Origin of the sequence: Limnohabitans sp. (assembly GCF_046052825.1) — a bacterium.
In the GTDB taxonomy this organism is placed as follows: Bacteria; Pseudomonadota; Gammaproteobacteria; order Burkholderiales; family Burkholderiaceae_C; genus Limnohabitans.
The window spans coordinates 1-14,620 of record NZ_JAVLFP010000024.1; the positions used below are offsets into that span (position 1 = coordinate 1).

A 14,620-nucleotide genomic window follows, 5' to 3' on the forward strand; every position below is an offset into this window, starting at 1 on the left:
GTGGGTCTGCCTCGGTGTTGTCCGTGGGCGGGGTTGGATCAGTTGGCGCATCGTCGGATGGCTCAACAGGCCACTGGGTGGCACGCGGCGCCAACACACATCGGGCAGCGAATGCGAGGTCTTCGTCGTCGAGTCGGCTGTGCCCATTCAAGGCGGCGTGGCCGCAGGCCACGCGCAAAGCCAAGCTGGGTGCACGCAGGGAGCCTATCCCTAGCGCCATGGCGGAAGCGCACAGGGCTTGCAGTTGTGCATCGCTGGCTTGGATCTGTTGCAGTCGCTCACGGGCATAGGTCAAAGCCTGAGGGCTGAGCCGGATGTGAAGCTCATCCTCACCGGCAGCGGGGTCAGGGTTGACGGCATGTGACCAATCAGCCTCGATGTCCGACAGAGACAGCACTTGCATGTCCAACCAGATGGCCAAACGTTCTTGCAGCGCAGCCCCAAGGCCGGGTTCATCGGGCATTGATTCGTCCAGGGCCACCACGCCAAAGCGGGTGCTGTTGGCTTGGGTGTGGTGGTGTGTGGCGGGCACTTGGCCGGTGTCGAGTGCCTGCACCAAAGGCGCCAGGAGTGCCGGGGCCAGCCGTTCGGCCATGGGCAGGCAGACCAGGCCTTGGTCGGCTTGTTGGAGCAAGCCGGCTTGCATGCGCAGCTGTCCGGTTTGCAAGGTGTGGGCCAAATCAATGCCACCCAGCAGCCGTTCGGCATCGGCGGATCCCGGCACTTTGACCAGTGGCAGTCCCAGATTTGCCAGCGCGCTGAGCCAGCGGTCGCGCACCGGGCCATGTGGCGCGCGCAGACACACACCACCAAAGCCCTGCGGGTCGAGTTGCAAAATTTGCAAACTGAGCAAGGCATCGTGCCAGGCGCTCAGGCGCTCGGCGGGGGTGGTGAGGTCCTGCTTCATGGCCAGCCCGCAGACTCAGGCAGCCAGCACTTCTTGCAGACTGCGTTGCACGCGGGCGCCAGAGTCGGTGTCGTCCAGCGGATTGCGGCGCAGGCGGTGACGCAAGGCCAGCGGCGCCATGCTTTGCAGGTGCTGGGCTTCAACGCTGAGCTGTCCTTGCAGGGCCGCAAATGCCCGGGTGGCGCGCAGCAAGGTGAGCTCGGCGCGCAGGCCATCGGTGCCCAGTTGTTGGCACAGCCGAGCGCACAGCATCAACATGTCGTCGCTCACCGTCACTTGCGCCAGCCGTTCGCGCGCTTTCACAATGCGTTTTTGCAGCTTTTGGTTGTCTTTGTGCCAATGCGCTTTGAACGCGCTGGGGTCTCTCTCAAATTCATCGCGGCGCTTGATGATCTGCACGCGCAGCGCCAAGTCTTGGGGCGTTCGCACCTGCACCGACAGGCCAAAGCGGTCAAGCAGCTGGGGCCTCAACTCACCTTCTTCAGGGTTGCCGCTGCCCACCAACACAAAGCGCGCGGGGTGGCGCACGCTCAGGCCCTCGCGCTCGACCAGGTTTTCACCTGAGGCCGCCACATCGATCAGCAGGTCGACCAAGTGGTCATCCAGCAGGTTGACTTCGTCAATGTACAAAAAGCCCCGGTGCGCTTGCGCCAGCAAGCCCGGCGAGAACTGCTTGATGCCCTGGGACAGGGCTTTTTCAAGGTCCAGCGCGCCGACTACGCGGTCTTCGGTGGCACCCAAAGGCAGGTCCACCACGGCCACTGCTTGACGTTCCACCACGGTTTTGGCTTTGGGGTCTTTGGCCTGGCACACCGGGCAGGCATTGGCGGTTTGGGCCGGGTCGCAGCGGTAGGGACAACCTTTGACCACCTGGATGGGCGGCAGCAAGTCTGCCAAGGCCCGCACTGCGGTGGATTTGCCCGTGCCACGGTCGCCCAGAACAAGCACACCCCCAATGGAGGGGTCAACCGCCACCACTTGGATGGCGAGTGTCATTTCGTCTTGACCAACGATGGCCGCAAAAGGGAAGGTCAGTGCCATGGGGCTTTCCAGAAAAGAATTCTCAAGTCATCATCCAAAAGTCGCAAGCAAGTGTCAAGTTAAATTTACAGTTTTTCCTGCGGTGTGTCCGTTGCGTGACGCTTTTTGGACGTGTCGACCTCAGGGTTAAGCCCATAAGTTGCGGCCAGTTGCCACACATGGTGGGGCAGCATGTTCTTGAGGCGCGACGGGGCCTCACGGCGCAGGTGCAAGATGGATTCGATGGCTTTCATCTCTACCCGCGCGCGCGCGAACTCCAGACCACGCGGGCCTACCCGAGGCATGAGCCAGTTCACCAGCGGCTTGATCCAGGCGGGCATGCGACGCAGGGGCAGGCCGCCAGCCGCACGTTCGGTGTTCGCCTTGAAACCGCGCACTGGGCCCTCACGTCGGCCCTTGCTGATGGGTGCGCTGGTGATGAGTTGTGGGCTCAGCATGTCAAGCAGGGCTTGGCCGCGTGCGTTGCGCACCAGCAACCATTGTTGGCCGTGACCGCCCATGTAGCCCACGGTGATGTCCGACAAGACATTGGTGTAGTCCACACAGGTGCGGCAGGTGAGGGGAAAGAAGTCGGGCGGCAGGGTGGACAAGGGCAGGTTCAAAAACGGGATCAGGCGCTTGTCGCCCTGGTCGGTGCGGACCTCCACCTTGTAATCGGCGCGGAACTCCACGTAGCTGATGTCTTGCGGACGGTCTGAGATCAAGCCTAAAAACTGGTGAAAATTTTCTGTGGTGGTGTTGTCTGAGCAGGGTGTGCCAATCACGAACAACTCTTTCAAACCTTGCTCGCGCTCCAGTTGCGCCTGGATGGCGCGCAGGGCATAAATTTGGCATGGGATGCCAATCACTGCCAAGCGCTTGTAGCCCTGAGCCAAGGCGGGCTCGACCAAGCTGAGCAAGGGGGCATAGCCCATGCGCATACCCCGGCATTGCTTCATGTCTTGGGCTTGCGTGACCAGCACGGGGCGTGGACGCCAGCGGTCGTTGGGATCGGCGGCCATCGCAATCACTGCATCGACCAAGCCCTGCTCCAGCAGCACTTCGGCCAGTCGGGTGGTGATGCCGGTCCACTGGGCGCCCTCTGCGGGCGACGCCATGCGCGCGCTCAGGATCTGTTGGTAGGGTCCGAAAAACAGCTCGTCAGGCTGTGCGGTGTGTTCGCCGGTGGCTTGTTGGCGCTGGCGACCGTGGACCTGTGTTTCCAAGCCTGGGTAGTCGGGCTGGATGAATTGGCAGGCTTGGCCACAGCGCTTGGGGTCGTCGGTGCGAGACAGTCCGCAATCTGTGCACAGTTTGCGGACAGGGGCTGCGTCGCGCGCAAGGGATGACGGCGTCATGCGATCAAGGCGCGCGCATTTGGCGCGAGTGGCTGTGTACCGCCTCCACCAAGGCAGCCACATGCTCTGGCGGCGTGTATTGGCTGATGCCGTGCCCCAAGTTGAAAATGTGGGATGGACCTGTGGTGTGTGGGTCGGTATGGGGTTGGCCAAAACTGTCGAGCACACGGCGCGCCTCGGTGGCGATTTGCTCAGGAGGCGCAAACAGCACATTGGGATCGATATTGCCTTGCAGGGCTTTGCCCGGGCCACCCACTTTGCCACCCACCAAAGCGCGTGCATGGCCTAGGTTGGCGGTCCAGTCCAGGCCCAGCACCTCACAGTCCAATGCGTTCATGTCCTCCAGCCACAGTCCGCCCCCCTTGGTGAACACAATGCGTGGAATTTGTTGTCCTTCGTGGTGGGTGTTCACATGGGCTAACACCTTGGCGGTGTAGGCCAAGCTGAACTCCTGAAAGGCACCGTCGGCCAAGACGCCGCCCCAGCTGTCAAAGACCATCACGGCTTGCGCGCCGGCTTTGATTTGTTCATTCAAATAGGCCGCCACGGACAGGGCGTTGACCTCCAAGATGCGATGCATCAGATCGGGGCGGCTGTACATCAAGCTCTTGACCAAACGGTAGTCGTCCGACCCTCCGCCTTCGACCATGTAGCAGGCCAGGGTCCAGGGGCTGCCTGAAAAGCCAATCAAGGGCACCCGACCGTTCAACGCCTTGCGGATGGACGACACGGCATCGAACACATAGCGCAATCGGTTCATGTCGGGAACTTGGAGGGCAGCCACAGCCGACGCATCACGCACCACTTTTTCAAATTTGGGGCCCTCGCCCTGGGTGAAGCGCAAGCCCAGCCCCATGGCATCGGGTACCGTCAAGATATCGCTGAACAAGATGGCCGCGTCCAAAGGGTATCTGTCCAAGGGTTGCAGGGTGACCTCGGTAGCGAAGTCGGTGTTGGTGGCCAAACCCATGAAGCTGCCTGCTTTGGCGCGGGTGGCACAGTATTCAGGCAGGTAGCGACCCGCTTGGCGCATCAACCAAATGGGGGTGTGCTCCGTGGACTGGCGCAAGCATGCGCGTAAAAATTGGTCGTTTTGTAAGCTGGTGTGCATGGGTATGAACTCGCTTGAAGGCAATGGGAGATGCTGGGGTGTCAATGAAATAGTACAACAAGTGTCAATTTAACTTGACATCTTGTCAAATGTCTGTAAATTCAAGGTCAGACAAGCAACATCAAAGGCCAATCATGGACGCCTTGCAAGAGTGGATTCAATCGCCTTCTCAACTGAGAAATCTTCCTTTGGCGCAATTACCGGCATTGGCCGAAGAACTGCGCGAGCGGCTGATTCGTTCAGTGTCACAGACAGGTGGGCATTTCAGCTCTAACTTGGGCACGGTTGAGCTGACCATTGCCCTGCATTACGCATTTAACACCCCGGAAGATCGCTTGATTTGGGATGTGGGCCATCAAACCTACGCCCACAAAATGTTGACGGGGCGAATGGAGAGGATGGGAACTTTGCGTCAGCGGGGTGGCTTGAGCGGTTTTCCCCATCGTGAAGAAAGTGTGTACGACGCTTTTGGCACCGCACATTCTTCCACCAGTATTTCGGCTGCCTTGGGCATGGCCATGGCCGCCAAGCTCACTGGCAGCCACAGAAAAGCAGTGGCCATCATTGGGGACGGGGCACTGACCGCTGGGATGGCGTATGAAGCCATGAACAACGCAGGCACCAGTGAATGCGATCTGTTGGTGGTGCTCAATGACAACGACATGTCCATCAGTCCGCCCGTGGGGGCCTTGAACCAATACCTGTCTGAATTGATGTCGGGTCGTTTTTATGCGCAAGCCAAAAAACTCAGCCAGCAACTGCTGCGCAATGCGCCGCCCTTGTTTGCGCTGGCGCGTCATCTGGAACAGCAAACCCAGCAGCTGATTCAGCCCGCCACCATTTTTGAAAAGCTCGGGTTCACCTATACCGGCCCGATCGACGGGCACGATGTCCTCGGCTTGGTCCAAGCCTTAGAAAAAATCTCAAAAGAAAAAGGCCCGCAGTTTTTGCATGTTGTGACCCGCAAAGGTCAGGGCTACGCCAAAGCAGAAGCGGACCCCATCAGCTATCACGGGCCAGGTAAATTTGACCCAACGGTCGGGTTGATACCGGCTGCTCAGACCAAAGTGACATTCACCCAAGTGTTTGGGCAATGGCTGTGCGACATGGCCAACAAGGACCCGCGCTTGGTGGGTATTACCCCGGCCATGCGAGAAGGCTCGGGCATGGTCGAGTTCAGTCAACGCTTTCCAGGGCGCTATCACGATGTGGGGATTGCAGAGCAGCATGCCGTGACGTTTGCCGCAGGTTTGGCCTGTGAGGGTCTCAAGCCTGTGGTGGCGATCTACTCGACCTTTTTGCAAAGAGCCTATGACCAATTGATCCACGATGTCGCGCTGCAAAAATTACCCGTCGTGTTTGCCTTGGATCGGGCTGGCATTGTGGGTCCCGATGGACCGACCCATGCGGGGATGTTTGACATTGCTTACACCCGTTGCATTCCCAACATGAGCGTGGCGTGTCCAGCCGACGAAAACGAATGTCGTCAATTGCTCAGCACAGCCTACGCACATGACCGTGCTGTCACGGTGCGCTACCCGCGAGGTTCGGGTGTGGGCGTCCAAGTGCAAGCAGATTTGAGCGCGCTGCCGTTTGGAAAGGCAGACATTCGCCGCGAGGGCGAAGGCATGGCCATTTTGGCTTTTGGTCCCTTGCTGTATGAAGCACTGAAAGCTGCCGAGTCGTTGAACGCCACCGTCATCAACATGCGATGGGCCAAACCCCTTGATTTGGAGACTCTGCGCCATGCAGCACTCACACACGAGCGCTTCATCACCATCGAAGATGGTGCCCGCATGGGCGGAGCAGGCGCAGCGGTTTTGGAGGCCCTGCAAGACATGGGCATCTTCAAGCCCGTTCTTGTGATGGGGTTTGAGGATGAGTTCACCGAGCATGGAGACCCCCAAGGCTTGATGCAGCACTATGGTTTGACAGCGACAGGCATTCTTCAGCGTGTGTCCCAGGCTTGGCCGGATCTGTACGCCACCCCCATGCTCAGGCGGGTGGTCTAAATGGCGGTCTGGACTTTAGGGCTGAACCACCGAACAGCGCCTATTGATTTGCGTGAGCGGTTTGCCTTCGCGTCAGATCAATTGGTGCTGTCATTGCAAGGGCTACGCCGTAGTTTTGAGACGCACAAAGAAGTGGCGATTTTGTCCACCTGCAACCGAACAGAAGTTTATTGTGCAGGCGATGAGGTGCATTGGCGGCAGACCCTCAAGTGGTTGGCCGACACTGGCAAGGCACATGTGGATGTTTTGCAATCGCACATTTACCGACTCGAAGGTGATGCCTCGGCACGGCACGCTTTTCGGGTGGCGAGTGGCCTGGACTCGATGGTCCTGGGCGAATCTCAAATACTGGGCCAATTCAAAAATGCGGTGCGATTGGCTGCTGATTCGGGCGCACTTGGAACCACCTTGAATCAATTGTTTCAACGGTCATTTGCTGTGGCCAAAGAGGTTCGAACATCCACGGACATCGGTGTGCACTCCATCAGCATGGCCGCAGCGAGTGTTCGATTGGCCAGCCGAATCTTTGAAAATATCAAAGACACAAACGTGTTGTTTGTCGGTGCCGGAGAAATGATCGAGTTGTGCGTTGCGCACTTTGCCGCCAAATCTCCCCGGTCCATCACGATTGCCAATCGTTCTGCCGAAAGGGCGGAGATGTTGGCTACGCAGCACGGTGGACAAAGTATGTCGTTGGCAGATCTGCCGATGCGCTTGCAGGACTTTGATGTGGTCATCAGTTGCACCGCCAGTACCTTGCCCTTGATTGGCCTAGGGGCGGTTCAACGGGCACTTCGTGCTCGAAAAAACCGGCCCATTTTCATGGTGGATTTGGCGGTTCCACGCGATATCGAACCTGAAGTCAAAGACTTGTCAGGCATTTACCTCTACACCATCGATGACCTGACACAAGTGATCAACAGTGGACAAAGTCAGCGGCAAGAAGCGGTGGCTGAGGCTGAAATCATCATCGATGAAGGTGTTGAAAAGTTCATGGCTTGGTTAGATCGCAGAAGCCATGTCCCTTTGATCCGAGAACTCAATCTCCAAGCAGACGCTTGGCGTCAAACAGAATTGGCCCGTGCCCGCAAACGCATAGAAAAGGGGCAGTCGGTGGACAGCGTTCTAGAGTCTCTGTCCATGGCGTTGATGAAGAAGGTGCTCAACGGTCCCTTGCGAGAACTCAATCACCCGGATGGCGTGCAAAGAGAAAAAGCCCTTGAGGCGGTTCGACATATTTTTCTAAACGATTGAACGATGCGACTCTGTCAATGCACGTTGCACGGCATCAGATCCGCACATGGGTTGGCCCGCGTGTGAGCCAATTTCCAACATGACACCGGGACATGGGAGACATGCGTTGCTGATCAGTGCTTTTGTGCTTGCCGCGGGCCTGTATGGGTTGTGGACGCCAGACTTGGATCGAGCAGAACTGCTGCATCGCTATGGGGCTGCCTCGCAGCGCGTGCTAGAGGTCGATGGTCTTCGTGTCAACTATCAAGATGCAGGCCCAAGAGACGCACCCGCACTTTTACTGCTCCACGGATTTGGTTCTAGCCAACAAACTTGGGACACTTGGGCGCCCCAATTCGCGTTGAATTTTCGTGTGATTCGACTCGACTTGCCAGGGTTTGGATTGACAGGCGAGAGTCCTTCCAAGAATTATTCGGAAGATCAAGACTTGGCGACGCTGATCGGTTTTGTGAACAAACTCAACGTGTCCAGCTTTTCCATTGTGGGTCATTCCTTGGGCGGAAAAATGGCGTGGGGCTTGGCCGCAGCGCAACCAGAGCGCGTGAAGGCATTGGTGTTGATGGCACCCGATGGTTTTGCACCTGAGGCGCAATGGGGAACCAAACCCTACGAGGTGCCCGCCATCATGGGGCTGATGAAATATTGTTTGCCTGAGTACTTCGTGCGTCGCTTCGTTGAGGCCGCATTTTCAGATCCACAAGGGTTGACTGAGCAGATGCTCAGCCGCTACCACGACATGCTGAGAGCGCCAGGCGTGAGGGCTGCCATTTTGGACAGAGCCGATCAAACGATGTATTCCAATCCCATCCCGCGATTGAAGAAAATCACAGCGCCCACCTTGCTGATCTGGGGGGGGGACGACCACATGATTCCCAGCAACAATGCCGCCAGTTACGCCTCGGTGTTGCGGCAGTCGTCTACGGTGGTGTTGCCCAAGTTAGGACATGTGATTCAGGAGGAGCAACCTGAGGTTGGGCTGGCACGGGTGGAGGCTTTTTTGAGCGCCCAGTTGCTAGGCAATCGTGGCGCTCCTTGATGATTCAGCATCGACTCTGGGCGTGTTGGGTGTTCACACAGGCATGCGCAAACCTTTGGGCAGGGGGTACTTGATGCGCTCTTGTAAACCGTCCATTTTGCGTATGCTCACTGCGCCCATGTCGCGCAGTCGCGAAACGACCTCTTGCACCAAAACCTCAGGGGCCGAAGCGCCTGCGGTCAATCCAACTCTGGGTTTTTTTTCAAACCAATGCGCCTGCAACTCGACCGCACTGTCGACCATGTAGCTGTCAGCGCCCATGCGATGGGCCAATTCGCGAAGGCGGTTGCTGTTGGAGCTCGCCGGGCTTCCAACGACGATCACGACATCCACCTGTGTGCTCAGTAATTTCACCGCATCTTGACGATTTTGCGTGGCATAGCAAATGTCTTGTTGTTTGGGTTGCCGAATGGATGGGAATTTCTTTCTCACATGGGCCAAGATCTCAGCCGTATCGTCCGTGCTCAATGTGGTTTGCGTCACCACGGCCAAGTGCTCGGTCTGGCGGGGGTTCACACGGGCGACATCGGCAACAGTTTCGACCAAATGGATGCCACTGTCGATCTGTCCCAAAGTCCCTTCGACTTCCGGATGGCCTTTGTGACCGATCATGATGAATTCGTAACCTTCTTTGTGGAGCTTTGCGACTTCCACATGAACCTTGGTCACCAGTGGGCAAGTTGCGTCAAAAATAGAAAACCCTCTTGCCTGCGCCTCTTGCTGGACGGATCGGCTGACACCGTGGGCGCTGAATACCAAGGTTGCGCCGGGGGGGACTAGATTCAGGTCTTCAACAAATACAGCGCCTTTTTTTTTCAAAGCATCGACCACAAAGTTGTTATGAACGATTTCGTGCCGAACATAGATGGGTGGTCCGAATTTGGTAAGTGCCCGTTCGACAATCTCTATGGCGCGGTCGACACCAGCACAAAAGCCACGAGGCTCAGCCAACAAAACAGAGTCAACACTCATATTTGTAATCCACAGTCAGTTGTTGAGAGGACATCAGCGCGATGCAGCGTCTTTGCATCGTGACTCTGATGAGAATATATCGTGTCTGACACATGCATGTGGCTTCGCTTGGCCCTGTGCTTTAATCTTGGGTCAGTTTTCACACCCACAGATGGAGGCAGTCTCATGAACAAGCACATGGATCGACGTCATTTTTTGCTGAGTTCAGCCAGTGCAGCGGCCTTGGCCGCTGGCGCTTTGCCCTCTGGGTCGGCTGGCGCTGCGGTGCTTGAGACGCCAGACGTAGACAAGTTGAGCATTCGCGTGCTGGTTGACAGCAGCTACGACTTGTTTTTTCGTTCAAACAAAGTGAACGGTGTCGTCATTCAGCCACCCCCCCGTGCGGCAGATTTCAGACGCTCTCTGCACAACGAGTGGGGACTCTCCCTTTGGCTGGAGTCGCAGCGTGCTGCAGAAGAGCGCACCATCATGCTCGACTATGGGTACAGCCAAAACGTGTTGTTCAACAACATGGAGTTGCTGGGTGTTGACCCCCGCAAGCTCGATGCCCTGGTGGTGAGCCATGGCCACTATGACCACTTTGGTGGTCTGCTTGGTTTTCTCGACAAATACCGCGCCATGTTGCAACCCGGTATCAAGCTTTATGCCGGTGGAGAAGATAATTTTTGCCATCGCCTCAATGGAGCGCCTGGACAGTTCAGTGATTTCGGCACGCTGGATCGCCGCGAGTTGGCTGCCCGCAACATCTCTGCCGTCCTTGCGGATAAGCCGACGGTATTGGTCAACCATGCATTCACCACGGGGCAAATCAAGCGTCGCAGCATTGAACGGGTGTTGCCCAATACGCACGTGGAATTCGGTATGAAAAACGGCGCAGGTTGTGATGTGAGTCAATATTTGTCTGCTGACATGGCGGGCAAGACGGTGCCTGATGAACACCTTCATGAGCATGCCACCTGTTTCAATATCAAGGGCAAAGGTCTCGTTGTCATCAGTTCATGTGGGCACGTGGGCATTGTCAACTCGGTCCGCCAAGCGCAAGAGGTCTCCGGTATTGAAAAGGTGCACGCGATTGTGGGTGGTTTCCACCTGGGGCCTGCACCCAAAGACTACCTCAGCGACGTGGTGGCCGAGATCAAAAAGCTCAAGCCCGATGTGCTGATTCCTATGCATTGCAGCGGGCTCAATTTCATTCAAGAAGCACGCAACCAGATGCCTGATAACGTGTTGGTGACCACCACGGGCAGTCGCATTACTTTTGGCGCGTGAGATGCCAGGTCGGTCTGCCATGCAAGCAGGCACGGCCATGACGGCCCTGAACCACCTCGTGAGGTGGCTGGCACTGGGCCTGATGGTGACGCTGGCTTTTGCCAACGAGCCCCAGCCAAACAAACGCACGGCCGCAGAGTTGATGGATGCGGTCATGTGGAACCGAGAACCGGTCGGAGGCCCGTTTCGTTTGACAGACCACCAAGGGCGGATGCGCCGCGATACAGACTTTCGCGGCAAGGTGATGCTGATGTATTTCGGCTACACCACGTGTCCGGATGTCTGCCCAACGGATTTGTTTCAAATCAGCCAAGCGATGGGTTTGTTAGGGGACTCAGCGCATGAGGTGGTGCCGATTTTCATCACCCTAGACCCCAAGCGAGATACGGTCAAACTGCTTTCGGCCTATGTCCCATCTTTTCACCCCCAACTGATAGGGTTGACAGGCAGCGAAGCTGACATAAGCAAGGTGGCCAATATGTATCGGGTGTTCCACCAAAAAGTGCCTGTCAGTGGTTGGTTGCGATACACGATTGACCACTCCGCCTTCATCTATGTCATGGGCAGCGATGGCCGTTACCTTGGGTTCTTGCCACCCGGCACGGATGCCCAACGCATCGTGGATGTGGTGCGACCTTTTCTTTCCGTCAAAAATCGCTGACTGGGGAGGGGCGTGATCTGGTCGCGAAGTTGGATTTCCAAAAGCCTATCGGCTGTTTAGTGAATTTCAATTGGGCAATTGAATTAGCCTTAACTATCATTGGTTCTGTATCGATTAATTTCGTTAACCAAGGAGTTCCTCATGACCACACAAGCCCGCCCAGACATCAAAACCATGGCCAATCTCGAAGCTGCCTTTGCTGGCGAATCGATGGCCCATATCAAGTACCGCTACTTCGCCAAGTTGGCCCGTGACATGGGCGACGAGGAAACTGCACGTACTTTTGAAGCAACCGCAGATCAAGAAGTGATGCACGCCTTTGGGCACTTGGACTTGCTTTACCCCAAAGCCACCATGACGCCTGCCAGGGCCTTGCAGATTGCCATCGACGGTGAAACCTACGAGTACACCGAGATGTACCCCTCCTTCCGAAAAACGGCTGAAGCTGAAGGCAATGCTGCCGCAGTGGCTGAGATGGATGAACAAATTGAAGAGTCCAAAGTCCATGCAGCCGAATTCACTGCCACTTTGGTGAAGGCGCAAAAGCGCTTCGCAGCTTTAGCCAAAGTGGAAGAGCGTCACGCCAACCATTACCAAGCTCAGCTCGACAAGCTGAAGGCCACTGCTTGATTCAAACAACCATTCTTCAACTGACAAAGGAAACACCATGACTCACGCTGATTTCAAAACCTACATTTGTATCGTTTGCGGCTTTGTGTATGACGAGGCCGCTGGCCGCCCCGAAGACGGTATCGCACCGGGTACCCCATGGGCAGATGTGCCCGAAGATTGGGCATGCCCTGACTGTGGTGTGGCGAAGGCTGATTTCGAAGCGGTCGAATTCTGACGTGTGTTGTCTTTGACTTGGTAAGCTTGGATGATGAACCCTCAAGAACTTCTGGCCCATGGCGACAACGGGAAATGCTGGTCACAAGCGCTCAGTGCCAAGCAAGGCTATGACATCGATTTGGCATACCAAGATGCACTCGCTGTTCGTACGCTACGGATAGCCAGAGGAGAAAAACCGCGTGGTTATAAGATCGGATTCACCAACCGCACGATCTGGCCTCGTTACAACGTCTTTGGGCCCATCTGGGGCACGGTGTGGGACACAACGCTCACGTCCAGTTCGCGTGCTCAGAGGCTGTCTTTGGTTGGCATGTGTCAACCCAGGATCGAGCCAGAGATTGTTTTCGGATTCAAGCAAACACCCAAGTCTGACGCCACCTTAGACGACATCTTTTACGCTCTGGACTGGATCGCGCCTGGATTTGAGGTGGTTCAATCGCATTTGCCGCAATGGAAGTTTGAGGCTGCTGACACCATTGCAGACGGCGGTCTCCACGGAAAATTGATCGTGGGTGAAAAAACCGAGGTGTCCGCGGTTGCTTCTTCAGCACAAGACCTTCATGCTTTGCTTGCCAAGGCATCGGTTGCTTTGCATCGAGCAGAAACGCAGGTTGAAGTGGGGGTTGGGGCAAATGTATTGGACAGCCCCCTGCATGCGCTGGAACATTTCCTCAAGGAACTCAGAGGCTGCCCTGGTTCAACCGATATTCAAGCGGGTGATGTCGTGACCACCGGCACTTGGACTGACGCTTACCCCATCGAGTCAGGGCAGACCTGGCGTGCCAGTTTCAGCATGCCCAGTTTTTCGCTGTCTGTGAGTTTTGAAGACTGAGTGCTGGTTCAAAACGCTTGCCAAGCGAAAAGGGCTATGCCGATGACCCAACTCAGGCGTAAAGAATGCCTGCTTTCTTGTGTTATAGTCTCGTTTTTCCAGAGCGGCTGTAGCTCAGCTGGATAGAGTACTTGGCTACGAACCAAGGGGTCGTGGGTTCGATTCCTGCCAGCCGCACCAAATTGAACAAGGGTTTGCATCGAAAGACGCAAACCCTTTTTCTTTGGCCCTTCACATAGCGCCGTCAATTGCTTTAGGTGACCGTCAAGAATGGCTTTTTCTTCTCTAATGTCGTTTGAAGTTTTGGCACTTTGTCTTCACCCTTTTCGGAGATCACACCATGCATGACAAATCTTGGCTTTTTGTGGCTTGCGTCGCCGCAACAACCTTAGGCGCGTTATCGAGCGCTCAAGCCCAACAGGGCTACCCCAATCGGCCCGTCAAAATCATTGTGCCTTTCGCAGCCAGTGGCCCCGCCGACAACTATGCACGCTTCATGGCGCAACGCCTGCAAGATGCGCTGGGGCAGCCCTTTGTGGTGGACAACAAACCAGGCGCTGGCTCCATCATTGGAACGGATGCTGCGGCCAAATCACCGGCAGACGGTTACACCTTGCTGATGATGTCCAACACCCAAACGGTCAACGAGTCTTTGATTCCGAACAAACCCTTCAATTTGCTCAAAGACTTCGCACCGATTGCACCCATCAATTACTCTGACTTGGTGCTGGTGGTCAACCCCGCAGTGGCTGCCAATTCTTTACAAGACCTGATCAAATTGGCCAAGGCCAATCCTGGCAAGTTGAACTATGCGTCTTCCGGCAACGGCACGCCTTATCACATGGCCGGTGAATTGTTCAAGCACATGGCCGACATTCAAATGACGCACATCCCCTACAAAGGCAGTGCAGCAGCGCGTACCGACGTGCTGTCGGGGCAGGTGGACATGATGTTCGATGCCGTGACCACCATGACAGAAAACATCAAAGCTGGCAAAGTGCGTGGCTTGGCCACCACGGGGCGTGCAAGATCGTCGGTGGTGCCTGATGTCCCCACCGTGAGCGAGCAAGGTGTGGGCAAATATGAAGCGGTGATTTGGCTGGGCTTGATGGCGCCTGTGGGAACGCCCGATGCGGTTGTCAATCGCTTGAACAGCGAGGTCAATAAGATCATCAACTCATCCGAGGTCAAAACGGCTTGGGCCAAGCAAGGCGCCGTGCCGATGTCGATGACGGTGCCAGCATTCACCAAATATTTGGCTGAAGATGTGGCCAAGTGGGCCACCATCGTCAAAGTCTCAGGCGCCAAAGCCGACTGAACCCTCCACAGCGAGTACCGC

13 protein-coding genes, 1 tRNA gene and 1 pseudogene are annotated in these 14,620 nt (G+C 56.3%); 10 read left to right on the top strand and 5 right to left on the bottom strand.

What is annotated here, in order from left to right:
* The 4 genes and pseudogenes from ACKWJN_RS02725 to hemE form a co-directional block, all read right to left on the bottom strand.
* Positions 1-907 (bottom strand): annotated as a pseudogene (locus ACKWJN_RS02725) (hypothetical protein); the annotation flags it as partial.
* Positions 908-922: 15 nt separating this feature from the next.
* Entirely contained in the window at positions 923-1,948 is a 1,026-nt protein-coding gene (bchI, locus tag ACKWJN_RS02730; protein ID WP_408594283.1) for a magnesium chelatase ATPase subunit I, read from the bottom strand.
* A gap of 65 nt (positions 1,949-2,013) precedes the next feature.
* Complete coding sequence (locus ACKWJN_RS02735) at positions 2,014-3,285, bottom strand: Coenzyme F420 hydrogenase/dehydrogenase, beta subunit C-terminal domain (RefSeq protein WP_408594284.1); 1,272 nt, start codon at positions 3,283-3,285, stop codon at positions 2,014-2,016.
* A gap of 4 nt (positions 3,286-3,289) precedes the next feature.
* The gene (hemE, locus tag ACKWJN_RS02740; protein ID WP_408594286.1) at positions 3,290-4,396 is read right to left on the bottom strand and encodes a uroporphyrinogen decarboxylase; all 1,107 of its coding nucleotides are present in this window, start codon (positions 4,394-4,396) and stop codon (positions 3,290-3,292) included.
* A 134-nt stretch (positions 4,397-4,530) separates the two neighbouring features.
* Here hemE and dxs point away from each other — a divergent pair, with 134 nt between their 5' ends.
* The 3 genes from dxs to ACKWJN_RS02755 all read left to right on the top strand — a co-directional run bounded on the left by dxs (position 4,531) and on the right by ACKWJN_RS02755 (position 8,698).
* Positions 4,531-6,408 carry a 1-deoxy-D-xylulose-5-phosphate synthase gene (gene dxs / locus ACKWJN_RS02745; protein WP_408594288.1) on the top strand — a complete coding sequence of 626 codons (1,878 nt, stop codon included), beginning with the start codon at positions 4,531-4,533 and terminating at the stop codon, positions 6,406-6,408.
* Entirely contained in the window at positions 6,409-7,662 is a 1,254-nt protein-coding gene (gene hemA / locus ACKWJN_RS02750) for a glutamyl-tRNA reductase (protein ID WP_408594290.1), read from the top strand. It begins immediately after the preceding gene.
* 79 nt (positions 7,663-7,741) lie between these two features.
* Complete coding sequence (locus ACKWJN_RS02755) at positions 7,742-8,698, top strand: alpha/beta fold hydrolase (RefSeq protein WP_408594292.1); 957 nt, start codon at positions 7,742-7,744, stop codon at positions 8,696-8,698.
* Positions 8,699-8,731: 33 nt separating this feature from the next.
* On the opposite strand, the gene ispH is transcribed toward ACKWJN_RS02755, so the two are convergent.
* Positions 8,732-9,670 (bottom strand): 4-hydroxy-3-methylbut-2-enyl diphosphate reductase, encoded by a 939-nt coding sequence (gene ispH, locus ACKWJN_RS02760; protein ID WP_408594294.1) that lies wholly within the window; start codon positions 9,668-9,670, stop codon positions 8,732-8,734.
* Positions 9,671-9,835: 165 nt separating this feature from the next.
* On the opposite strand from ispH, the gene ACKWJN_RS02765 reads away from it, so the two are divergent.
* From ACKWJN_RS02765 to ACKWJN_RS02795, 7 genes are all read left to right on the top strand, one after another.
* The gene (locus tag ACKWJN_RS02765; protein ID WP_408594296.1) at positions 9,836-10,939 is read left to right on the top strand and encodes an MBL fold metallo-hydrolase; all 1,104 of its coding nucleotides are present in this window, start codon (positions 9,836-9,838) and stop codon (positions 10,937-10,939) included.
* A gap of 1 nt (position 10,940) precedes the next feature.
* Positions 10,941-11,600, top strand: a complete 660-nt coding sequence (locus tag ACKWJN_RS02770; protein WP_408594298.1) for an SCO family protein — start codon at positions 10,941-10,943, stop codon at positions 11,598-11,600.
* A gap of 141 nt (positions 11,601-11,741) precedes the next feature.
* Positions 11,742-12,230 carry a rubrerythrin family protein gene (locus ACKWJN_RS02775; RefSeq protein ID WP_408594299.1) on the top strand — a complete coding sequence of 163 codons (489 nt, stop codon included), beginning with the start codon at positions 11,742-11,744 and terminating at the stop codon, positions 12,228-12,230.
* A 37-nt stretch (positions 12,231-12,267) separates the two neighbouring features.
* A complete protein-coding gene (locus ACKWJN_RS02780; protein WP_408594301.1) occupies positions 12,268-12,447 on the top strand; it encodes a rubredoxin in 180 nt (59 codons plus the stop codon).
* Positions 12,448-12,480: 33 nt separating this feature from the next.
* Positions 12,481-13,281, top strand: coding sequence for a 2-keto-4-pentenoate hydratase (locus ACKWJN_RS02785; protein WP_408594303.1), 801 nt, complete (start codon positions 12,481-12,483; stop codon positions 13,279-13,281).
* A 103-nt stretch (positions 13,282-13,384) separates the two neighbouring features.
* Positions 13,385-13,461 (top strand) — tRNA-Arg (locus ACKWJN_RS02790).
* Positions 13,462-13,621: 160 nt separating this feature from the next.
* Positions 13,622-14,599 (top strand): Bug family tripartite tricarboxylate transporter substrate binding protein, encoded by a 978-nt coding sequence (locus tag ACKWJN_RS02795; protein ID WP_408594305.1) that lies wholly within the window; start codon positions 13,622-13,624, stop codon positions 14,597-14,599.
* Positions 14,600-14,620: the final 21 nt, after the last annotated feature.